The 20569-nt window shown below is 58.5% G+C and carries 21 protein-coding genes; 17 read left to right on the plus strand and 4 right to left on the minus strand.

Annotation, left to right across the window (positions count from 1 at the left end; genetic code table 11):
- Positions 1 to 7: 7 nt before the first annotated feature.
- The 6 genes from ACVWSC_RS16650 to ACVWSC_RS16675 are packed head-to-tail and all read left to right on the plus strand — an operon-like array spanning position 8 to position 4812.
- Positions 8 to 247, plus strand: coding sequence for an AlpA family transcriptional regulator (locus ACVWSC_RS16650; protein WP_023098647.1), 240 nt, complete (start codon positions 8 to 10; stop codon positions 245 to 247).
- A gap of 10 nt (positions 248 to 257) precedes the next feature.
- On the plus strand, positions 258 to 1127 hold the full coding sequence (locus ACVWSC_RS16655; protein ID WP_023098646.1) for a ParA family protein: 870 nt from the start codon (positions 258 to 260) through the stop codon (positions 1125 to 1127).
- The gene (locus ACVWSC_RS16660) at positions 1111 to 1371 is read left to right on the plus strand and encodes a hypothetical protein (protein WP_074198446.1); all 261 of its coding nucleotides are present in this window, start codon (positions 1111 to 1113) and stop codon (positions 1369 to 1371) included. The genes ACVWSC_RS16655 and ACVWSC_RS16660 overlap by 17 nt, the downstream gene beginning before the upstream one ends.
- Complete coding sequence (locus tag ACVWSC_RS16665) at positions 1364 to 3061, plus strand: ParB family protein (RefSeq protein WP_023098645.1); 1698 nt, start codon at positions 1364 to 1366, stop codon at positions 3059 to 3061. The genes ACVWSC_RS16660 and ACVWSC_RS16665 overlap by 8 nt, the downstream gene beginning before the upstream one ends.
- Before the next feature lie 2 nt (positions 3062 to 3063).
- Positions 3064 to 3624, plus strand: coding sequence for a DUF2857 domain-containing protein (locus ACVWSC_RS16670; RefSeq protein WP_023098644.1), 561 nt, complete (start codon positions 3064 to 3066; stop codon positions 3622 to 3624).
- A gap of 3 nt (positions 3625 to 3627) precedes the next feature.
- Complete coding sequence (locus ACVWSC_RS16675; protein ID WP_023098643.1) at positions 3628 to 4812, plus strand: STY4528 family pathogenicity island replication protein; 1185 nt, start codon at positions 3628 to 3630, stop codon at positions 4810 to 4812.
- 74 nt (positions 4813 to 4886) lie between these two features.
- Here ACVWSC_RS16675 and ACVWSC_RS16680 read toward each other — a convergent pair whose 3' ends face one another.
- The 3 genes from ACVWSC_RS16680 to ACVWSC_RS16690 are packed head-to-tail and all read right to left on the minus strand — an operon-like array spanning position 4887 to position 7539.
- Positions 4887 to 6287 carry a patatin-like phospholipase family protein gene (locus tag ACVWSC_RS16680; protein ID WP_023098642.1) on the minus strand — a complete coding sequence of 467 codons (1401 nt, stop codon included), beginning with the start codon at positions 6285 to 6287 and terminating at the stop codon, positions 4887 to 4889.
- Positions 6288 to 6290: 3 nt separating this feature from the next.
- Complete coding sequence (locus tag ACVWSC_RS16685; protein ID WP_023098641.1) at positions 6291 to 6908, minus strand: DUF3313 family protein; 618 nt, start codon at positions 6906 to 6908, stop codon at positions 6291 to 6293.
- A 16-nt stretch (positions 6909 to 6924) separates the two neighbouring features.
- Positions 6925 to 7539, minus strand: coding sequence for a TetR/AcrR family transcriptional regulator (locus ACVWSC_RS16690; RefSeq protein WP_079280447.1), 615 nt, complete (start codon positions 7537 to 7539; stop codon positions 6925 to 6927).
- A gap of 313 nt (positions 7540 to 7852) precedes the next feature.
- On the opposite strand from ACVWSC_RS16690, the gene ACVWSC_RS16695 reads away from it, so the two are divergent.
- From ACVWSC_RS16695 to ACVWSC_RS16745, 11 genes are all read left to right on the plus strand, one after another.
- On the plus strand, positions 7853 to 8638 hold the full coding sequence (locus ACVWSC_RS16695; RefSeq protein WP_023098640.1) for a PFL_4669 family integrating conjugative element protein: 786 nt from the start codon (positions 7853 to 7855) through the stop codon (positions 8636 to 8638).
- Entirely contained in the window at positions 8635 to 9180 is a 546-nt protein-coding gene (locus ACVWSC_RS16700; protein WP_023098639.1) for a DUF3158 family protein, read from the plus strand. The genes ACVWSC_RS16695 and ACVWSC_RS16700 overlap by 4 nt, the downstream gene beginning before the upstream one ends.
- Before the next feature lie 70 nt (positions 9181 to 9250).
- The gene (locus ACVWSC_RS16705) at positions 9251 to 9649 is read left to right on the plus strand and encodes a single-stranded DNA-binding protein (RefSeq protein ID WP_023098638.1); all 399 of its coding nucleotides are present in this window, start codon (positions 9251 to 9253) and stop codon (positions 9647 to 9649) included.
- A gap of 234 nt (positions 9650 to 9883) precedes the next feature.
- Positions 9884 to 10663 (plus strand): hypothetical protein, encoded by a 780-nt coding sequence (locus tag ACVWSC_RS16710; RefSeq protein WP_023098637.1) that lies wholly within the window; start codon positions 9884 to 9886, stop codon positions 10661 to 10663.
- Positions 10664 to 10824: 161 nt separating this feature from the next.
- Entirely contained in the window at positions 10825 to 12837 is a 2013-nt protein-coding gene (locus tag ACVWSC_RS16715) for a DNA topoisomerase III (protein WP_023098636.1), read from the plus strand.
- Positions 12838 to 13680: 843 nt separating this feature from the next.
- Positions 13681 to 15243 carry an ATP-binding protein gene (locus ACVWSC_RS16720; protein ID WP_023098635.1) on the plus strand — a complete coding sequence of 521 codons (1563 nt, stop codon included), beginning with the start codon at positions 13681 to 13683 and terminating at the stop codon, positions 15241 to 15243.
- 364 nt (positions 15244 to 15607) lie between these two features.
- Positions 15608 to 15820, plus strand: coding sequence for a hypothetical protein (locus tag ACVWSC_RS16725; protein WP_023098634.1), 213 nt, complete (start codon positions 15608 to 15610; stop codon positions 15818 to 15820).
- Between the two features lie 22 nt (positions 15821 to 15842).
- On the plus strand, positions 15843 to 16235 hold the full coding sequence (locus tag ACVWSC_RS16730; protein WP_023098633.1) for a hypothetical protein: 393 nt from the start codon (positions 15843 to 15845) through the stop codon (positions 16233 to 16235).
- A gap of 96 nt (positions 16236 to 16331) precedes the next feature.
- On the plus strand, positions 16332 to 16793 hold the full coding sequence (locus ACVWSC_RS16735) for a hypothetical protein (protein WP_023098632.1): 462 nt from the start codon (positions 16332 to 16334) through the stop codon (positions 16791 to 16793).
- 103 nt (positions 16794 to 16896) lie between these two features.
- Entirely contained in the window at positions 16897 to 17556 is a 660-nt protein-coding gene (locus tag ACVWSC_RS16740; protein ID WP_023098631.1) for a hypothetical protein, read from the plus strand.
- A gap of 125 nt (positions 17557 to 17681) precedes the next feature.
- Complete coding sequence (locus tag ACVWSC_RS16745) at positions 17682 to 18404, plus strand: DUF5983 family protein (RefSeq protein WP_023098630.1); 723 nt, start codon at positions 17682 to 17684, stop codon at positions 18402 to 18404.
- A gap of 183 nt (positions 18405 to 18587) precedes the next feature.
- Here ACVWSC_RS16745 and ACVWSC_RS16750 read toward each other — a convergent pair whose 3' ends face one another.
- Positions 18588 to 20435: a bifunctional diguanylate cyclase/phosphodiesterase gene (locus ACVWSC_RS16750; protein ID WP_023098629.1), complete on the minus strand. Its 1848-nt coding sequence runs from the start codon at positions 20433 to 20435 to the stop codon at positions 18588 to 18590.
- Positions 20436 to 20569: the final 134 nt, after the last annotated feature.

Here is a 20569-nt window from a genome sequence, read left to right on the forward strand (position 1 = left end):
GACCAACATGTCGCAGACACCGGTACTGCAGCCAGGCGAACGCCGCATCTTGCGGCTTGATGAGGTCGAAGCCAAGTCGGGCTTCAAGCGCGCGCACATCTATGCCCTCATGAAGAAGGGCCAGTTTCCGCAAGCCTTGCGCCTTGGCGTACGGGCGGTCGGCTGGGACTCAGTCGAAGTCGATATCTGGATCAGCGATCGCCTGAAGAACCGGGTGCCCCCGTCCCCACATACACACGACGCCTGAGGAGAGAGCCATGCAGGTTGTCTCCATCATTTCAACCAAAGGCGGGGTCGGCAAGACAACCACCGCAGCCAATCTCGGTGGATTGGTCGCAGACGCCGGGTTGCGCGTGCTGCTGATCGATCTTGATGTACAGCCGACCCTATCATCGTACTTCGAACTAGCGCACCGAGCGGTCGGAGGCATCTATGAGCTACTTGCCTTCAACGAGCGCCGTCCAGAGCAGTTGATCTCCCGCACCGTGATTGACGGACTGGACTTGGTGCTGTCCAACGATGATCGCGGCGAACTCAACACATTGTTGCTGCATGCGCCAGATGGCCGATTGCGCCTACGTCATCTGCTACCAACGCTTGCCACTCGGTATGACCTTGTGCTTATCGACACCCAGGGCGCGCGTAGCGTCATGCTGGAGATGGCGATTCTTGCATCGAACATGGCGCTGTCGCCCGTCACACCCGAGATCCTGGCGGCGCGAGAGTTGCGTCGGGGTACTCTTCAACTGATTGAGGATATTGCGCCCTATCGTCATCTAGGCATCGAGCCGCCTACGCTGCATCTGCTGATCAACCGTGTTCACCCCGTGTCATCGAATGCCAGGCTGATCCAACAGGCCTTGCGCGATGTATTCCTGGGACACGCTGGTGCGCGCGTTCTGGATACCAATGTTCCGGCTATCGAGGCCTATCCGCGTGCGTCAACGCGGGGCCTGCCGGTGCATCGAGTCGAGTATCGGCAACCTTTGGGCCGCGTCGCACCCGCTGCACTGGAAACCATGCGAGCCCTAGCCAGCGAACTGCTACCAACTTGGCAAGAGCACTTCGCATTGGTCACCGGCAAGACTCCTGAGATAAAGGAGGCCGGCAATGGCGAACGCGCATGAGTTGGCCCGCGGTCACAAGAGGCTGAAAGCGTTGATTGAGTTTGCACTGGCTGAAGGCTGGCATGTCAAACGCACACCCGGTGGCCACTTGAAATTCACCAAGACCGGCTGCTCGCCGATCTACACCAGCTCAACTGCAAGCGACCATCGCGCGGGATTGAATGCACGTGCTCAAATCCGACGCGCAGAGCGAGAGGCAGTAGACCACTTACGGGCCGCTGTTCCGGGAGCCAGCCATGGCTGAAATGACCCAGAAGGACATGGCTGAAAAACTGCTCGCTGCGGGCTTTCCACGCAACGGCCCAAGCGCCTCCGCACTGAGCGACCCGATCGCCGATACGCCCATGGTGGTGACGTTAGACCAACTGCGCTCGTATGACCATGACCCCCGCGTCAAACGCAACCCGGCCTACGAGGACATCAAGGCATCCATCCGCGAACGGGGCCTCGATGCTCCACCTGCGATCACCCGCAGACCTGGCCAAGAGCACTATGTCATCCGCAACGGCGGCAACACCCGGCTGGCGATCCTGCGCGAGCTGTGGTCCGAGACCAAGCAAGAGCGCTTCTATCGCATCTCATGCCAATTCCGTCCTTGGCCGGAGCGTGGCGAAATAGTCGCCCTTACCGGGCACCTGGCGGAGAACGAGCTACGCGGGGGGCTGACGTTCATCGAACGAGCCCTCGGTGTCGAAAAGGCGCGAGAGTTCTACGAACAGGAGGCTGGCAGCACGTTGAGCCAGTCGGAGCTAGCAAGGAGGCTTTCAGCTGACGGATATCCCGTCCAGCAATCGCACATCAGTCGCATGCGAGATGCGGTTCACTATCTCCTTCCGGCTATCCCGAACGTTCTTTACGGCGGCTTGGGCCGCCATCAGGTGGAGCGCATTGCAGTAATGCGCAAGGCCAGTGAGCGCATCTGGGATCGCTACGCCGCCGAGCGAAAACTAACCTTGGGATTTGAGGATTTCTTTCAAGACGTGCTGGCACAGTTTGACGTTCAGCCGGACGAGTTTTCCGCCCAGCGAGTGCAAGACGAGCTCATCGGTCAAATGGCGGAGCTCCTGAGCATCAACTATGACACGCTGAGCCTGGATCTCAATGAGAGCGAGAACCGCCATCGCGCCTTGATCAGCGAGCCGTCCACCTTCCCACAGCATGAGACAGGAGTGCTTAGCGAAGCAAGTGAGACAAGGAAAACCTCGCCTTCCGGCTCAAGTGACCATCCGTCTGAAATCCCCAAAACGGCTCCCGATACATCCCCTCGACCTTCAGTTCGGTCGCCCGAAAATTCGACACCACCTACCACGGCAGCCTCCGATCAAAAATCAGCCGATGACGAGACTTCGACCGGAAACAATGCTGCAGGAGCATTTCTACAAGATCACATTGTCTCCCGCGCACCAACGACTGAACGTTTGCAATCGATACAGCGCCTCGTCGCGGGGCAGTTGGGCGATGCGCTTCCGCCAGACTTCGAGCAAAACGTGCTGCAGGCGATTCCCGTCCAGGCGGGTGGGCTCTATCCGATTTCAGATGTCTGGTACATCGATCCCGGCCTCGACGCCCCCGAGTATCTTCGCGTCCACATTGCTCAGTTTGCGCGAGAAATTGCGAACGAGGCTTCGCTTGTCGACTGTATCGCACCATGCGACTACGGCATTGGATTCCGATGCCTGCCGGAAAAAACCGGTGAAACTGAAGCCGCCTCGGGGGCCTGGATGCTTTTGGCGTCCCTTTGCGGGCAAGGGTCTGCCGCGGAGTTGGATCGTCTCCCTCAGTCCCTGCCGCAGCTTCTGCACGGCAAGGGTGACCTCGCCAAGCGGTTGAGTGACACCGCGCTGGTCAAGCTGTTCCGACTGCTGCGTCTGGCTCGCCGCCTGCTGGATCTTGAGTCCGGTGGCGACGATCACGGCATGAGCAAAGGAGGCTAGCCATGTCGCCCCCCCATCCGCTCAACCAAGCCGTCATAGCTCAGGCCCTCCATGACCTGCGCAATGGGCAGTTGCGTCGTTGTAAGGCGATGGGGTTTGGCGATGACGACTTGGACGCACTCAAGCATCCGGCCCTCATCAGCGTTTTGGCCAATGCATCCGTGTCTTGGTGCTCCGTCTCCATCAATCGCGAGGTGCTACGTCGCCTGCTCACTCAGGCTTTGGACGTAGAGAAGGAAATCGCGACCGTTGACCGTATGCTGCGTCTGGGCGCGAGCACTGAGATGGTCAGCCGCTTCTACGGCCTGACCCATCAGGAAGTCGCCCTGCGCCGCGAGATCCTCAACCTGCCGAAGCGAAAAGGCCGGCATCCTGTACTGGACGAGACACAAGATACAGAGCTGTGGCGGCGCTGGAAGGAGCTAACTGCGCGGCAGACTGTAGACCGCGACAGTGAGGTTTCGCTCCTGTCGGTCGCCATGGATCTTGCCGAAGGTATGGCGTTACCTCTGTCGGTGATCTGGGCCACCATCAAGTCCTGGATCGACCAGGGACTGGTTTAGCTCATGGCAGTGGAAGATGGGTCTCAACGCCGTGGCCCTGTTCCGCTGTCGGACCTGTTCGATGGCGCGTTGAAAACTCTTGCGGCCCAACAGCAGACCGCGCCAGCGCCTACCCCCACGGACGGGTTCCTGTACAGCGGCAACCGGCACGAAAGCGTGCCCCGTTCGCTGTTTCTTGATCGACGGCTTACACCACTGGAACGAAACGCCTGGCAAGTATTTCGTTTGCTGCTCAACGACGATGGGCTCACCGCATTCCCTACCTACGAGCAACTGCGTCCATGGCTGGCGTCCATGCCTTGTGGCCCGCAAGCCTCGCATGAAACCGTCGCACGGGCTCTGACTCTACTACGCCTGACACGCTGGCTTAGCCTCGTCCGCCGGCGACGCGATGCCTCGACAGGTCGCATACAAGGGAACCTCTACGTGTTGCACGACGAACCCTTGACGCCATTCGAAGCCATGCAACTGGATCCTGACTACCTGGGCTTGGTCAGCCAGGCGCTGGGCCATTCAGCAAAGGCAGTTCAGGCCGTTGGTGTCCAGACGCTCAAGGATATTGCCGAAGACCCGATGCTCAGCGGCCGAGAGTTGCCAACGCGCCTGCAGGTGCTTACACAACGCATGACCAAGGGCGGCTGGCTCACCGAAAGTTATTCACAGGACGACACCAGCCACGATTCCGAAGAAGGCTCGGACCGCTTTCTTCGGAATGCCGATGCACCGGCTACGGAATCCGAAGCAGGAGCGAAACCCGCGCAAAACGCCTCTCTTCGGAATCCGAAGGAGGACCGTACAGTACGTAAGGAAAGTATTAATGAAATACGTACTACCGCGCGGGCGCGGGCGCTGAACAGCCTGCAATGGCCAAAACGTTTCTCCGATCTCAAGCCCGAACAACAAGGAGGGGTGATGGTGGCGCTTCAACAGGTCGAAGAGCCCATGCGCCAAGCCGTCCTTGACGAATGGGACGCACGCTGTAAAGGCACATCAATCCGTAATCCGGCCGGTTATCTGTTTGGCATTGTTCAGCGCGCTATTCGAGGCGAATTCAATGCTTGGGCTGGTCAGGTCAAGCCAGCCCCCCCTCCGGCGTCACTTCAACCGGCAGAGCCACGAAATGTTGTGCCACCAGAACTGGCCCGTAAGCACATCGAACGATTGCGTGACCTGCTTAAGAAGAGCTAAGCGCGTACAAGCAACGTCTTTTTAAGCTATCCCCAGGGGATACCCAGAGATGCCAACATCTCAATGTGCATGCCTCAGCGCTTGTCCAAATGGTCCAACGATTGCTTCAGCCCCTGGAATGCAGTTGACGAACGTAGAGCGGCAGCGCCCGCATCTTGAAGAGCACGTACGTCAAGCGCTTCGATCGTAAAAGCTGTTGGCACACGAAGCAGTGAAGTGCGTATGTCTGGTTCTTCAAGGTCCCGCAGGCTGACAGTGATGAGATGGATTTCGACGTCGGGAGAGAATGGACTGTCTTCCTGGTTTCGATTTTCATCAAGCTCCGCTGCAATTCGCTTGATGTCGTTTTCCAGCAAGGAAAGCGTTATTTGAGTCTCGCGCGCGCCAGCGCCATAGAGCAACGTCTCCAGGACTTCTCCGGTCGACGGCACTTCATCACTAAGGTCAACCCTTGTTGCCAGATCGCGGGCAGAGTTCACCGCAACCAAGACAATGCGACGAATCGAATGTCGAGGCACACCAGAAAAAGAGTTATAGATTGAGCCATTAGCCATTAGCCTATCGATCATCAATCGTATGCCTAGGTTGTCACTGACCCCGCCATCTACCAAATGAATGTAAGGGCGCGCCTTGGCATCTAGGTAGCCATCTGTGCTTTGCCGCAGCAGCTGAATACGAAAATCAGTGCTACTGGATGCTTCGCCATCCGGTGGGAAAAGCGCTTTACCGCATCGGTCGGAAAAATTGCGTAGCGTCATCGGGGACAGGATGATCGGAACGGCCGATGACGACGCCACAGCAAAGGACAATGGCACACTGTTCAGATCCGAACAGATTAGCGAAAACTGCTCTGGGGTGAAGTCGAAAGGTGCGCCGGTTGTTAGGTCCGTCGCCGTGATCAGTAAGCTCGGCGCTTTCGGATTCTTGCGGACATCACCAAATGTCATGCCTTCGTATAGTTCGTCGAACCGGTGTGCCAATATGTGCGTGCGTCCGAACCAAGGAGAGGTGAGGTTGAACAAGTTATTTGGATAAAAGACTTGTTTGAGCAGGGTCGACTCGAAGGGCTTCAACAAAAAGTCTGGTTCAAATCGCTCTAAGGTTTGATCACCAAAGGCAGCGTAGTGCGCTGCGAGAATACTTCCTCCCGAGACGCCGCTGACGATTGAAACCTCATCGAGAAGCGTCGTTGGTCGTCCGTCTAGCGTGAACTCTGTGCGCTTTAATTCCTTGAGCACGCCCAGACCAAATGCGGCCGCGCGTGCTCCGCCTCCCGACAGCGTGACCGCAACCACCACAGGCCCTGTTCTGTAGTCGTCCTGCTGCGCCTCGGTTATCTGTGCCACATTGACCCAGGGGCGAAAGCTAGAGCAGCCACTCAAAATCCCCAGGGCAGCAACAGTCAGGATTCTCGCGCACAGCATGCCAGAACGAGGTGTTTTGCAACTGCGGAAGAGATTTAGCTTATTGTCCATGTGTCAAGGGCTCTCATCGCGCCAGACGCTACCGACGTGTTCGATACATGCACGAATTGAATTCTTCGCATGGCCCAACAATGAGTAGGAAGAAGCAAAATCTGCAATTGGACTGCCATGCTCAAAGCAGCTGGCAGCCAATACGCGGTGACCTGTTCGATCGTCCTCTGCCAAAAACTCCAGGCTTGCACCACCCGTTGTCACAGGCCCAACAAGTAGTGTTGTAAGCGCATTGACTGCTCTGTTAGGTGTCTGCAGTTCAGTGATCGCCACACGTATTCGGATTCGATCTGATGCACTAGTAGCAAGAGATGCCGCAAAGTACGATCGCAGCTCTGCAGAGGTATAGCCTAGGATCTCTCGTTGCTGTTCCGCGTCTAGCCCCGTTATGACACCCGAGTTCGTTGCGACCAAGGCATCATCTACGACTACTTCAGTGCAACACCCCCAACTGAATCCGGGCGCCCTGTATAGCAAAACATTTTCAAACTGCGTTGGAACGAGAATCTCGCGATCGCCGAGAAACGGGGAGCGAGTCATGCCGTTAGTCGCGCAGCCGGAGATCAGGCCAACGACGCATAGCGTTGATCCCGCAAGGATAAATCTGCGTAGTGGATTCATTGCTTAGCCTCTAGTGTCAGCGTTGCTTGGACGGTATGAGTTCAAGCTCACCTGAAGCCAGCCCTTGAAGAGTTCGCAGTAGACGATGGCGCTCTTCGAGCTCAAGCGTGGGAAAACCCATCATCTCCGCGAAGAAGGCACCATCCAGAGCAACTAGGACGAGTGCAGCCACTTCAACACTTCTCGCGGAAATGCGCGCTCTCGCATATTGCCGCCTGTACCAAGCGCGAATGGGCTCAAGCAATGTCGGGTCTTCTGCCACAGCCGCTAACAACGCCGCACCCAATTTTTCCATTTCATTGTTGGGCATTGACGCAACCTGGCTGGATAGCCAAGGGTCCGGGTCACCGGCGAATTTCCGCTCGCGCTCTTCCTGTGAGGAGTCAAAGGCATGCACCTGGTCGTCGATCAGCGTAAGGAGCAAGTCCCGCTTTGTTTTGAAGTGATAGAGGAATGCCCCTTTGCTTAGACAGGCCCGCGCAACAACCGCGTCGATCGTCAAGCGGTTCGCCCCCTCTTGGACGACCACATCACGTGCGGCCTGAAGGATGCGTTCACGTGTTTGTTTCGCTCGAGCTGAAGACGGAGCAACAGCATCATCACTAGGCTCAGCATTTTTTTTGTCGGCCAAAATCGTGCTCCCATAATTAGAATTAGTACCGTCGGGACGGTATGTTATCAGGTCGCACTGGCGGCTGTCCAAGTCTTACCTTTGCAGTAGCAAGGGTTGACGGTTGCAGATGCTCTGACACTGGGCGTCGACAACAGCCCGGACCATGAGCTGCGGCACGTTGTTGGATGTCCTTGGAGCTATCCCCTGGGGATGGACCAGGGTGAGGGGGCTCATCGCAAAGCTGGGAAGCACCAGGTTCGGTTTGTTGACAGACGGCCTTCTCTGCCCACGCGAAGCTGTCGACTCGTTTCCCCAATAGCGAGTCCACACCATGGCAACCAACGAACCTTTGCAGTTGAATCTAGGGGCACTTCGCAGCGCAATGTCATTGACGCTGCACACCCACCACGCCTCTCGCATCTGGCATGGGCGTGCCGCAGGTGAAGGCCGAGCGGCGATAGTTGGCCTCAACGGCTACGTCTCGGTCATGAACAAGATGAAACGCGGCGCCGAGCAGGATGACCCTTACTCAGACTGGTGGATGCTGCGCATTGAAGAGAAGCTCGATCAGACGAAGGAGACCCTGCAGACATTGCGCGAGCAGGTTGATCAGGCCCTGGCCGGTGTGCCAACAGCACTGACACTCGGCGAGAACCTCAATGTGCAGCCCGTCAAGCTTCCACTGTTCGTCAATGCCCAATTGGGCTTTGCCGCGGTCTATCTGCTGGCTGACTACGACGACATCGCCCGCAAACTGATCCTGGCCCATCACACCGCGCTGATTGATCGCAGCACGCTCGAGCGCTGGCTGAATGACGGCGCACATGCCTTGCGCAGCCTCTTCTCGCTGGCGCAGCAGTTCCGGTACTCAGGCACGACGCGCGATGACTTTGCCGCGAAGAATGCTGCAGCGCGCGCGGCAATGGAAAAACTAGGCGAGCTGCCGCAGGACGTGCTGGAAGGCACACGCCGTTCGCGCTTTGCGCCGCCGATTTCGCGCCGTGGTCTGCAGCAGCGCGAGGCTTCCCAGCCCACGGAGCCAGCTGCAGTCGAGAGCGCCGGCACGGCGCTAGTGCCGCCCGCGTCCGGCACAGATGCAGAGGACGAACCAGCATGACGGATCCTGGCCTGGGGCAATACGCCCACTTTCGTCCACTAGAACAGGCGGACTTCATCAAGCTGGAACAGGCAGCCTATCTAAAAGGCCTTTTAAGACCTTTTAAAGGTAAGGGGACTCTTGAGGACTGGGCCATCCGTTGTCACGAGCAAAGGGACCAGCTTATCGCCCTGGCGCAACGCCGCGTGCTGCGGCAAGCAGCAGGGCATCCCTTCAACCTGTTGCCCGCGGAACTGGCCCAGCAGAAAACTGGCGCAGGGACGACCTTTCTGCGCTGGCGCAGGCCGGACCGCTCGGCCATGGGCGTAGCGCTGTGGCAGGAGCTCATCGCCAGCGCCACCACCCCAGTCAGCCTGCTCGCAGACTTGTATGCCCTGGAACAGCAGCGCATCGTGCTGAACATGCAGATCAGCCTGTTGCACACGCTGGGCCGCCAGGCACAGGAGTGCGCCAGCAAGATGACTCAGGCCGAACTCGCGTACATGCGCCGAGTGCAGGGCACAACTACCACCGCACGGTCAGCAAATATGCTGCTCCCATGACCGCCAATCGCGCCCCTCTCGCATTGGCCATAGGCCAGGCGGGCACTTCACCCACCAAGGAGATTTCGACATGAGCACCCACTTCTACGGCGAAGGCAACATCGGGTCCACCCCTGACTTCCGCGAGTTCGCCAACGGAAACGACGAGCCTAACCGTCTTCTGCGGCTGAACGTCTATTTCGACAACCCGGTGCCGAAGAAGGACGGAACCTTTGAGGACCGCGGTGGGTTCTGGGCGCCGGTGGAAATCTGGCACCGCGATACCGGCCACTGGAAGGATCTGTATCAGAAAGGCATGCGTGTCATGGTCGAGGGACGTACGGTCAAGGACGAATGGGAGGATGCCGATGAAAACGAGCGCACCACGTTCAAGATCGAGGCCCGGCGCGTCGGCATTCTTCCGTTCCGTATCGAGTCGGTAAAGCTAAGCGCCAGGCCCGCGAACGAGCAGGACAACGAAGCCAAATGATCCATCGGAGCGGTGCAGTGCGTCCTAGTCCCGCACCTCGCCCCCCAGGGCAATGCCATCCCCTGGGGATTACTCCACTAACGTCTACTGAGGATTTTCTGGCGGGCCAGCAGAAGCTCCTGCGAACGCCGCAGAGCTTTCGGCCATGGATCAGAGCTTCAAGGCGATCTCGCCACTCGATAGGACTCATCTTCACCGGCATACTGATGGAATTTCATTCAGGAGATTTCATCCGTGATCAGCCATAGAACCCGCTATTCGCTTGCCCAGTTTCTCTCGATCCAAGAAGCCTCTGTCTCCATCGCGCTGTTCAGCAAGTACGGCGTTGAGCATCTCGCGCTGTATCCAGCCCAGTTGCTGCCTAGCATCGTTAATACCGTCCGTGACCAGGATGATCGAACCCTGCTCAAGGTACTACAGGAGATTGTTGCAACGCCTGGAAACCTTCGCGCTAAGGTGTCCCCGAAGACGCTTTTCGAGGAGCGCATGCATGATCTGACACAGTGTCTGCTGATAGACGGCTATATTGCGCAGGATAAGAAGTTGCTGCAGACGGACCCGTCCATCGCCGACGCGGCACCTGTCGAAGACGATCTGATCACCGCATTGCGTGGCTTTGGATCGCCACAACGGGACGCGATCATCGACAAGATAAACGACTCGGCCGAAGCATTCCGGGCCGCGCCGCCTGACTACAACGCAGCGCTGACCAATGCACGCGTCGCGCTCGAAGCGCTCTCGGTGGATGTCGCAGCAGAAGTTGTCCACCAGCAGCAGATAAACGCCTCCTACAACCCCGCCAAATGGGGCGAGGTCATTGGCTTCTTGCGAAGCAGCGGAGAGATCACGCTCGAAGAGGAAAAAGGCTTGGCTGGCGTCTTTGGTTTCCTCAGCCCTGGCGCTCACCGGCCGGTCGGTATTCCCGAAAACCAGATGGCCCGTTTGGGGCGATCGTTCGCACTCAATATGTGCTGGTTCTTGCTGCAGAATCGAATTGCTCGCCGCAGCAGCTGATCTCGCGTCACGGCGACTCCGTCGCCGTGTAGTTAGAGAGCGATTTCACGCACCAAGCCGCAGACACAACGCGATCGCCCGGCATCCGCGTTGTTTGCTGCCTCACCCTCAAGCTCGCGACATGCTTGCGCCCATGAACAACATCGTGCGGGTGAGGCAACATGCGGCTATTTCTCTGCGAGAAGCCCTCTCAGGGTAAGGACATCGGGCGAATCCTGGGCGCCACACAGCGTGGCAACGGCTGCTTGAGCGGCCCCGGCGTCACCGTCACCTGGTGCATCGGTCATCTTGTGGAAGCCGCTCCACCCGAGTCCTACGGGGAGCAGTACAAACGATGGTCGATAGAGCAACTGCCCATCATTCCAGAGCGTTGGCGCGTCGAAGTCAAACCCAAGACGGCGACGCAGTTCAAGGCAGTCAAGCAACTGCTTGCACAGGCTACGGAGCTGGTCATTGCAACAGACGCGGATCGTGAAGGCGAATTGATCGCCCGCGAAATCATCGAACTGTGCGGCTACCAAGGCCCCATCCAGCGACTGTGGCTATCGGCGCTCAACGACGCATCCATCCGCAAGGCACTGACCTCCCTCAGAACATCGGCAGACACGCTACCGATGTACTTCTCAGCGTTGGCGCGCTCTCGTGCAGACTGGCTGATCGGCATGAACCTCAGTCGACTGTTCACCGTCCTGGGCCGGCAAGCCGGATACGAGGGTGTGCTTTCCGTGGGGCGCGTGCAGACGCCCACGTTGAAACTGGTCGTGGACCGTGATCGTGAGATCGCACGCTTCGTCTCTGTGCCCTACTGGGTTGTCGAGGTAGCGCTGAACGCTGGGTCGGCCACCTTCACGGCCAACTGGCAGGCACCGCCCGCTGTCTGTGATCCGAACGGTCGCTGCCTTCAAGAGGCTGTCGCCCGGCAGGCACTGGAGCGCATCCGTGCAGCGGGTTTGGCCAAGGTTGGCTCAGTGGAAACCGAGCGCGTCAGGGAGGCCCCGCCGCTGCCGTTTGACCTGGGCACTTTGCAGGAGGTCTGTTCTCGTCAGTTCGGCCTCGACGTGCAGGAAACGCTGGATATCGCGCAATCGCTCTATGAGACGCATAAGGCCACTACCTATCCCCGCTCGGATTCAGGCTACCTGCCCGAATCCATGCTGGCTGAAGTGCCTGCCGTGCTGAGCGCCTTGGTTGCGACCGATCCGACGCTCGGCGCGATCGTCGCCAAGCTCGATCCTGCCCAGGTGTCCCGCGCCTGGAGCGACAGCAAGGTCACCGCTCACCACGGCATCATTCCCACCATGGAGCCAGCCAAGCTGTCTGCCATGTCCGAGAAAGAGCAAGCCGTCTATGGCCTGATTCGCGCCCACTACCTTGCCCAGTTCATGCCACACCACGAATATGACCGCACTGTCGCGCTGTTGTCATCGGCCGGAGAATCGTTGCAGGCCACGGGCAAGCAGGTCGTCGCGCTGGGCTGGCGCCTCGCGTTGATCAACTGCGGCCCGGACGCCACGGACGACGAGCCGGCCCAGCGGGCTCAAATCCTGCCAGCGCTCTCGAACGGCATGCAGTGCCGGGTCGCGCAGGCGGAGATCAAGGCCATGAAGACCACGCCGCCCAAGCCCTTCACACAGGGCGAGTTGGTCAAGGCGATGAAGGGCGTGGCCAAGCTGGTCTCGGATCCGAGGTTGAAGCAGAAACTCAAGGACACCGTGGGTATCGGCACCGAAGCCACCCGTGCCAACATCATCGGAGGCCTGCTCGGACGTGGATACCTCCTGAAGAAGGGCCGTGCCATCCGTGCATCGGATGCGGCCTTCACTCTGATTGAGACGGTACCGGCCGCCATCGCGGACCCAGGAACCACGGCAATCTGGGAACAGGCTCTTGACATGATCGAGTCGGGGCAACTGACCCTCGATACCTTCATTGAGAAGCAGTCGTCCTGGATCGCCCAGCTGATCCAGCAGTATCGCGGCACCAGTCTGGCCATCAAGGTACCGCAGGGGCCGGCGTGTCCCGAGTGCGGCACCTCCACCCGCCAACGTACCGGCAAAAGTGGACCATTCTGGTCCTGCAGCCGGTATCCGGATTGCAAGGGCACGCTGCCCGTCGAAACGGGCAATCGCGCTCGTGGTGCAAGTCGCAAGCGTGGCGGCAAGCCGAAAGCTTGAATCCCACCACCATGTCGGCCCGCAGCCGGCGACATGGCAGTCCGTCCCGCAGCCCAGCGGGACAACCAGCGCGCGACTCCTTCTGCAACGGTGTGCGCGCCCCAGCGGGCCCTGCGGTCCATGGGGCGAGAAGGCTACTTTTACTTGAATCGCGTTCCCGCGCATTCTCCTGATCGGCTTCTCTTCCATCCGCAGAGAGGGGTCTCCTGGTCGCTTGCCGGCATGCGTTGCAGCGAGCTACCAGGAGATCCCTCCGGGTCGATGGTATTCAGCGCCGGAGCCCGCCGGCGAATCAACGGGCGCCTTTTGTGCGCGGATGTGCGCCAGGCAATACCGACCCCAGCCACGATATGGGTCGGATGTGAACGCTGAGACAGCGGACGGTTATACCGACGACCGAACCCTGTGCAGCCCATGGGTGGTGACCTTGTCCTGAGTCGGAGGCCAGATGGCCTCCGGCACCTCCTCATGCCGAACCCAGGCGTGTAGCGCACCCAATCAATCGCACACCATCGCGGAACGTCTCAGTTCCCATTTCCCGACGACAGGACCAGCCCCGACCAAGATCCTTGGCATTGGCTCGCTGATTCATCAGCAACCCGCCAGCAGCCAAGGTCGCCCCAGGCTGCGCCACGCCCTAGGCGTGTCGACCATCCCCGTCCGCATCGCATCGTGCCGCGGATGCCCGCCCGCCAGGGCGGTGATGCATCGCAATCCGTCGGGTCCTCCCATCCATTTCAAGCTCAAGCCAACCACCTCCGTGTGTACGCGGTGCTTCCGTTCGCCTTCCGGCATTCCACCCTCCACGCGTCCAAGGGCGCTGAACCTTCTAAGGAGTTTCCTATGACCACCATCCGTCTTCAGACGAACCAGAACCGTCTCATCGCCAACCTGCGCCATGCGTTCAACCAGAGCTCGATGCTCGGAGAGCTGCTGCAGAACGCCAGGCGAGCTCAAGCGAGCGCCATCCACTTCACCGTGGACGACAGCAGTCTCACCATCCGCGACAACGGCAGCGGCATCGCCAACCTGCAGACCCTCATCCACATTGCCGAGTCCGGCTGGGACGAGAAAACCCAGACGTGCGAGAACGCTTTCGGCATGGGCGTGTTGTCCACGTTGTACTTCGCCGAGCGCCTGACCGTCCGGTCTGGTGGGAAGGCATTCAGTGCGGCGACCGTGGACATCATCCGGGGCGAGCCGATTCAGGTGATCCCCTGGGATCTGGTTGAGGGCACGGAAATCCGATTGGATGGCATCCAGCCGACACAGCCCGGGGAGACCCTGTCTGTTTGGGCTGAACGCCTTCTGCGCACACTGTGCGAAGCCTTTCCAGTTCCCATCTGGCTCAATGGCCACGCTGTGCTTCGGCCCCTGGCGGACCCCGCGCTGCAATGGCGTGAGACGCCCATGGGCCAGATCCTGCTGGACCTGTCTGCTTCACGCACGCAGTGGCGATGCTTCCTCCAGGGGCTTCCGATCGGCCGATCACCGTCAACCTGCAGGCACCACGTCGTCCAGTTGCCAAACAACACGCTCGCCAGGCTTCCCGATCGCCAGCATCTGTTGAATGAAGCGGAAGACCACAAGCGCATCCAAGTCGCGATCGACAGCGCCTTTCGCCAAGCATTGATCGAGACCAAGGAGCGCCTCTCGACCAGCGACTTCATCGTGCACTACGCGCGCATCTGCATGGACTCATCCAACGCCGACTTGCTCAACGACGTTCCCTTCGTTCCACGAGCCTGGTTCCGATCCTGGGCCCTTGAACCGTCCGGATTCCGCCGTTACTGGGATCGCCACTTGGCCGAGGGCATCGTGGCTCGGGAGGTACTGGAAGAAACTGGCGCTTGGCGGATCGAATCGGATGGCGATGACGCGCCCACGGCTGAGGTGTACCTGGAGGCTCGCAAAGCGTTCTTGCTCGATGAAAGCGGGATCGATGCCGGGCACTGGTTACTGGGGCTTGTAAGGCCCATCACGCCGGAGGAAGTCCAGGTCCGCCCAGGTGCCATCCTGCATCATGACGCCAGCCTGTGTCTGGCCGACTACGAGGTCGAATTGACCTTGGCCGACGGCCTGAACGTCTGCATCGAAGGCGAGCCGGACGTTGCGGTCGGCGCCATTCGCAAAGGCGTGACGTTGTTCCTCACTGCCGATGCAGGCGGTGCGACTGCGCTGGTCTCCGACTACATCTTCGATGATCGCTATGACGAGGATCGCGAGGACGAAGACGGCAGGACCATCGACACCTTCATCGCAGTAGGGTGTTCGCAGTCTCCGGCCGGTGTTGTGCAGGCCCTGCTGCCCGTCACCTTGCGGTATGCAATGCAACCAAGGTTGGCAGGTGCCGTTGTTCATCTGACCTTCGATGCTGAAGGAAGACTGGCAGCAGTCACCGCCTGACACTGCCGTCCACCAACCACTGCGCCCCCGGGATTTCCGGGGGCTTTTTTTTGCGACAAGAGGCACACCTAGCATCGGGATGGCATGAATCCGGTCCAACCTGGGTTCCCATTTCTCCCAGACGCCAAATGCTGCATGGGCAAAGCTGCCCGCATGTGTCGCTGACGTTGTCAGCACCATGCCAGCAGCAAGGATCCTCCGGCTGCGCAGGGAATCCCCGCCCTGAGATCCACCAGTCCGCCATCGCATCGGTTCCGCGGACGAACGCCATCCAGGCGTCGATGCAACTTTCTTTCTTCACCCCTCGCGGGAACTGCCATCCCGACAGGGACAAGGCCGTCTCGCCGTCACCTAGGAGCCGTCCATGTCTCACCGTGCCTCTTTTGGTCATCTGGCCTTGGTCTATGTCGGCAAGTTCCTGCCGCTTGAAGTCATGCAAAGCGCGGCGGGCCACTACATCGGCACACGCGATAGCGAGGGCCCTGTGTCTCGCGAATCGATCGAGTACTTCCGAAGCGCGGCCACCGCTCAGCGCGCCCTCGAAAGAGGCGGCTGGACCCAGTTGCCCAACCCCTGATCCATCAGCTAGGAGAGAATCCATGAACCAGCTTCTGCCCCCGGAAGTCGTCGAGCAGATCGTGCGGGAAGAGCGGCATTTCGCATGCGCTCCAGACGCATTCTTTCAAGCCTGGAAACGCGGCGCCGAAATTGCGGGGCCCGAGTGGTTTGGCAACGGCACCTGCGAAGGCCTGCAGCACGCCACCAGCAAATGGGACCTTCGGCCCAACATGCTGATGCTCAACGAAGCCCTCGGCGTTCTGAGCAGCGGCCAACGCATGTTCCTGTCCGCAATGGTCAGCTTCTACAACGCCCCTGAGGGCGCTGCCATGCTGCGTCGTTGTGGATTTGAAGGGCTTGCCGATCTCGGCGGCCTGGATCTGGAGCGCCGTCAGGTCATCGCCGACCTGGTGTTGAACTACAGCGGCTGGTAAGTCACCAAAGCCGACCTCCGCATCCATTTTCCACACCCAAGAGGGACATCCGTCCTTTCGGGGCGGTGTCCCTCCCTTTTCTACAGGAGCCACACCATGTCCCGAACCCCCTCCTTTGCGATAGTCCTCGAAGGTGGCCTGGTCCAAGCCATCGTCGTACAAGACTGGCCACGCCACCTACCGCTGCCGCCATTTGTTGTCGTGGACTACGACACCGAGGGCGCCGACGATGACGAGATCACGCGGTTTGACATCGGCCAGAGCACGGCCGAAGCCATCTGTCGCAGCGACACGCCAACAGTATTCGAATCTCTTCCAGACGCCCTGTCTCCTCAGAGCATCCTGACGGCACTGGGCGAGTCAATCGCCGAAAAAATGCCCGAGCCTCTAGCCCTCGCCCGCTCGGTACGTGAGGAGATCGTCGACCTGGATGCTCGCCTGAATGCCGCCGAACAGTCACCGACGGGCGACGACTACAACCAACTCTACGTCATTGCCAACTGCGGCCTCATCGAGGTGCAGAAGGCACTGGGCGACACCACCGACTTCGGCGACTGATTCGCCTTCTACCTCTTGGCCCGATGCGACGAGCATCAGGTCCGTCCCCGCGGATGCCACGTCCGCAAGGGGCTGGCTCCGCTCCAACCTCAAGGAGCCAATCATGGCCAACAATTACTACGACGCCACCGGCGTTCTCGTCCTCAACCAGGTGACCCCCGTCATCTCCGCGCTGTTCGGCGGCTTCAAGCTCGACGCTTCCTTCCCCAGCGAGGGACAAGCCTACATCGCGCTCGTTGCCGAGGACCACAACCCGAGTTGGGAAGACCTCTGCGAAGGACTGTCGGAGCTGGCCACCTCGCTCGACCTGCCGCTACCCGATGATCCGCTGGCAGTGGAACCGCTGCTGGAGACCCTGTCTCGACATTTCGGAACCGACCAGGACGAAGCGCTGGCGCATCTCATCGAGCACCATCAGTTTGAGGACGCCGCAGACCTTGATGCGCTGTTCCTGATCGCCACGCGATTCGATGACGGCCACGGCCTTCAGGAAATCCGCTTCGAGGGCTGCTGGCACTGCAGCAAGCCGCGCCTCTTCAACTTCGGAGGCGATGCGCAGTTCTTTAGCCGAGAGTTCGAAGCGTACTGCGCTTCCGGACAGGCGCTGCAGTTTGGCGATTCGGTTCGCCAAGCACTACTCAAACAAGACCTGGAAGCGGTCGCCAACCACTTCACGCGCGAGGTCCACCGCTTGCTTGCAGGCATTCAGGACGCATCGGTGCGAGCTCAGACGCAAAAGCGGATGTCCGCACTGCTGCACTGAAATCGGCGCCATTCGGCGCTGGGTATCCACCTCACACACCGCCTGAGCGCGGTGAATTTCCTTCCCTCGGGGCCAAGCCCCGGTGGGGGTTGGCTCCATTTCAACCCTCACCGGAGAATGGCACCATGATCCAGAAGATCAATCCCTTTGCTCGCGGCTACTACGGCTTCGAGATTCGACGCGTAGCGGTGATCAGCTATGACGATCGCCATCCGCAAATTTTCGTTCCGCTGCACCCCTCTCAGCGCCACCTGCCTGATAACCAGGTGGCCTTGCATGCCGGCATATTCAACGAGGAGTATGCGCTGGTCACTGACGACCAGGTGGTAGCCGAAGAATTGGATGCCACCTGCGGTGGCAGCGGAACCATCCTGGCGGTTTTTCATAGCATCTACGGCAAGAATGTCGAAGGATCGCTCATCCATATTGGCGACAGCCAGACCCGGGAATCTGCGCAGGAGGTTGTGCGTACGCTTGCATTCGAGACCGGCTTTTACAGCCGGTGCTGGGAAATCAGCACTGTGCACATTACCGAGGATGCGGGTCGATTCCTTTTCGAACTCGCCGACATCGCAACACCGACGGCGCTTCTCTTCGTCGCATTTCGCATTCCTTACAGCCCGGCCATCGGCATCAAGCTGATCGCCACCCCCTGGACGGATACGAATCTGCAACAGGTCGAAGGCCTCACCGCTACCGAACTGCGTGCGGAACACCGCGCAAAGGGTGTGCCAGAGGAACTGGCCGACCTGTTGCACCTAGCTGGCCAGGCTGACGTGCGCATGTTGATCCTCGATGCGGACGCTTCCATTCTGGAAGGACTGTCGGTCATCGAGGAACGAGCATAGACCCTTACCACCGCGTCAACCACCAACCCACTCCGAGCCCCTCCAACGAGGGGCCCTTTTTTTATTGGCCAAATTTGAACCGATCACTCTTCTGGGTCACCGTCAGACGCCACGCTCCCTGTAGTAGCCCGCGCGCTGGCCATCGACCTCCCGGTAGCGAAGCTCGATCGAGCGTGCAAATAGTCACTTAGCCTCTTCCGTGTTTGCAGCAATAGACTTAATCGCAACCGCCTGGATCCGGCCTTTGCCTCCTTTTTTTACTGAATACATCATTTCGTCCGCACTTCGCAGCAAGTCTTGCGGAGCAGAGTCCCCGGATCCAACAACTATTCCAATACTTGCGTCGATTTGCACGTACTTACCAGGCGCAATCTCAATGCTCTCGCGAATCTGCTCAAGGCAGCGCTGTATTACTACCGTTGCTCCGGCAGTGCCTTCGACAGAGTTCAGCAGGACAGCAAACTCGTCTCCTCCAAGCCGTGCGACTACATCGTTACCGCGGATGGCTTCCGTCAATCGCTTAGCCGTCTGACACAGTACGGTATCACCGGCATCATGGCCGTAGACATCATTGATTTTCTTGAACCCATCAAGATCCATGTAGCAAACTGCAATAAATTTTTTGTTGCGGCGGGCATTGGACAAAGCGCCCTCAAGGCGTAAATCAAACGATCTCCGATTTGCAATTCCGGTAAGTGCGTCGCTTAATGCCAAATCCTGGGCATTCTTTTCACTGCGCTTTATGGAGTCAATGTCTACCATCATCCACAAGCTTTCTTTTTCAGACACTGCTGCACCACTTAGATCAATCCAAATAGCGTCACCATTCTGTCGCTGCATTTGCAGCTGCACTGAATATCGACCATCATTGCGGAGCGCTGTGTACCCAGCAATTCCAATACGCTGATGATCCTCATCGTTCAAGTACAGATGCCGTGATGGCTGCCCATCCAGCTGCCCGTTTTCATACCCAAATATGCGCGACGTCGCCATATTCGCCCAGACTATTTTCCTCTCGCGCACCCTCATCATTCCAACGAGATTATTCTCAAGCATCAGGCTCTGTTCTTGAACAACGCCAATAGCCTCAAGCCGAGCTTTTCTCTCTGCTCGCTGCGTACGGAAAAGATAGTAGGAGTAGGCTGCAGTAATTCCTAGAACCATAAGGACAAGAAGAGCCTGACGAAGAGCCTCAGCCCTCCAGTTTTTAAGAAATTCATCCGTAGCCAAACCCGTAAGAGCGATAAGCGGATAGCCCTCGATTCGAGAATACGCAGTGATTCGCTCGATATGATCAAGCGGCGTTGGCGTGATATACCAGCCCCTTTCATCTCCCTTGCTCAATTGATCCAAAAGCTCGTCTGAAACGATTTTTTCACCAACCCCTTTTTTTGACCAGGGATCAGACCTAGAAAATCTAGCAACTAGATTTAGAGAGTTTGTTCGTAAAGCGATCGCACCAGCATCCCCCATATCCAGACGGGAAAATCTCGTCATCAGTGCATCCGACCTGACCTCAGCATAAATGATGCCGTAGAAGTTTCCATTTTTAGTTCGGAGCCCGCGAGCCAAAACAATGCACCACTCATTCGAGTCATCACACAAAACCGGCTCTGAAAAAACCATCTTCTCCACATGCGCAGCTGATAGAAAGTGTGAGGATTTAGAGACATCCACTGCCTTTCCGTTCACCTCGATCCCCACTGTTACCGAAGCGTCGGCAAACCTGAGATTAGATACTTGCGGCAGCAACATCCCTTGCTCCGCCAGTTCTTTCGTCACAATCCTATTACGCTCTTCCTCTGAGTGGACATCACTCACTCTCAAAGCAATGGTCGATAAAGAGTTCTCGATCAAGTGCATTTGCGCACCAATCTCAATACTCAAACTGTTCGCAAGATTCGCCGCGGCCTGTTGCGCCTCGTATATATCCGCATCGCGGCTGTTTTTTAGGCTCAGCGAGACCCCAAAAATGAGAATGGAGGCAACAGCCACATTAGAGAAAACCAACAAAGAAGCAAGGCGCAGCATTCATAATCCTCTTTCGACAGCCTTTTGAAACCCCGTGATTACTGGAACATTCCCCAGATGGCCATCATATTTATGATATGTCAGGCACAACCTGCAGAAAATGCCGGCGAGCCCTCTGATGATCCGATATGCAT

This window comes from Pseudomonas sp. NUPR-002 (assembly GCF_056322725.1).

Excerpts from the sequence above, each read along its gene's own strand:
- ACVWSC_RS16695 (WP_023098640.1), top strand. The coding sequence starts at position 7,853 with ATGGCAACCAACGAACCTTTGCAGTTGAATCTAGGGGCACTTCGCAGC.
- ACVWSC_RS16655 (WP_023098646.1), top strand. The coding sequence starts at position 258 with ATGCAGGTTGTCTCCATCATTTCAACCAAAGGCGGGGTCGGCAAGACA.
- ACVWSC_RS16680 (WP_023098642.1), bottom strand. The coding sequence starts at position 6,287 with ATGGACAATAAGCTAAATCTCTTCCGCAGTTGCAAAACACCTCGTTCT.
- ACVWSC_RS16650 (WP_023098647.1), top strand. The coding sequence starts at position 8 with ATGTCGCAGACACCGGTACTGCAGCCAGGCGAACGCCGCATCTTGCGG.
- ACVWSC_RS16730 (WP_023098633.1), top strand. The coding sequence starts at position 15,843 with ATGAACCAGCTTCTGCCCCCGGAAGTCGTCGAGCAGATCGTGCGGGAA.
- ACVWSC_RS16660 (WP_074198446.1), top strand. The coding sequence starts at position 1,111 with ATGGCGAACGCGCATGAGTTGGCCCGCGGTCACAAGAGGCTGAAAGCG.
- ACVWSC_RS16725 (WP_023098634.1), top strand. The coding sequence starts at position 15,608 with ATGTCTCACCGTGCCTCTTTTGGTCATCTGGCCTTGGTCTATGTCGGC.
- ACVWSC_RS16720 (WP_023098635.1), top strand. The coding sequence starts at position 13,681 with ATGACCACCATCCGTCTTCAGACGAACCAGAACCGTCTCATCGCCAAC.
- ACVWSC_RS16685 (WP_023098641.1), bottom strand. The coding sequence starts at position 6,908 with ATGAATCCACTACGCAGATTTATCCTTGCGGGATCAACGCTATGCGTC.
- ACVWSC_RS16750 (WP_023098629.1), bottom strand. The coding sequence starts at position 20,435 with ATGCTGCGCCTTGCTTCTTTGTTGGTTTTCTCTAATGTGGCTGTTGCC.
- ACVWSC_RS16715 (WP_023098636.1), top strand. The coding sequence starts at position 10,825 with ATGCGGCTATTTCTCTGCGAGAAGCCCTCTCAGGGTAAGGACATCGGG.
- ACVWSC_RS16745 (WP_023098630.1), top strand. The coding sequence starts at position 17,682 with ATGATCCAGAAGATCAATCCCTTTGCTCGCGGCTACTACGGCTTCGAG.
- ACVWSC_RS16665 (WP_023098645.1), top strand. The coding sequence starts at position 1,364 with ATGGCTGAAATGACCCAGAAGGACATGGCTGAAAAACTGCTCGCTGCG.
- ACVWSC_RS16675 (WP_023098643.1), top strand. The coding sequence starts at position 3,628 with ATGGCAGTGGAAGATGGGTCTCAACGCCGTGGCCCTGTTCCGCTGTCG.
- ACVWSC_RS16735 (WP_023098632.1), top strand. The coding sequence starts at position 16,332 with ATGTCCCGAACCCCCTCCTTTGCGATAGTCCTCGAAGGTGGCCTGGTC.
- ACVWSC_RS16670 (WP_023098644.1), top strand. The coding sequence starts at position 3,064 with ATGTCGCCCCCCCATCCGCTCAACCAAGCCGTCATAGCTCAGGCCCTC.
- ACVWSC_RS16740 (WP_023098631.1), top strand. The coding sequence starts at position 16,897 with ATGGCCAACAATTACTACGACGCCACCGGCGTTCTCGTCCTCAACCAG.
- ACVWSC_RS16700 (WP_023098639.1), top strand. The coding sequence starts at position 8,635 with ATGACGGATCCTGGCCTGGGGCAATACGCCCACTTTCGTCCACTAGAA.
- ACVWSC_RS16705 (WP_023098638.1), top strand. The coding sequence starts at position 9,251 with ATGAGCACCCACTTCTACGGCGAAGGCAACATCGGGTCCACCCCTGAC.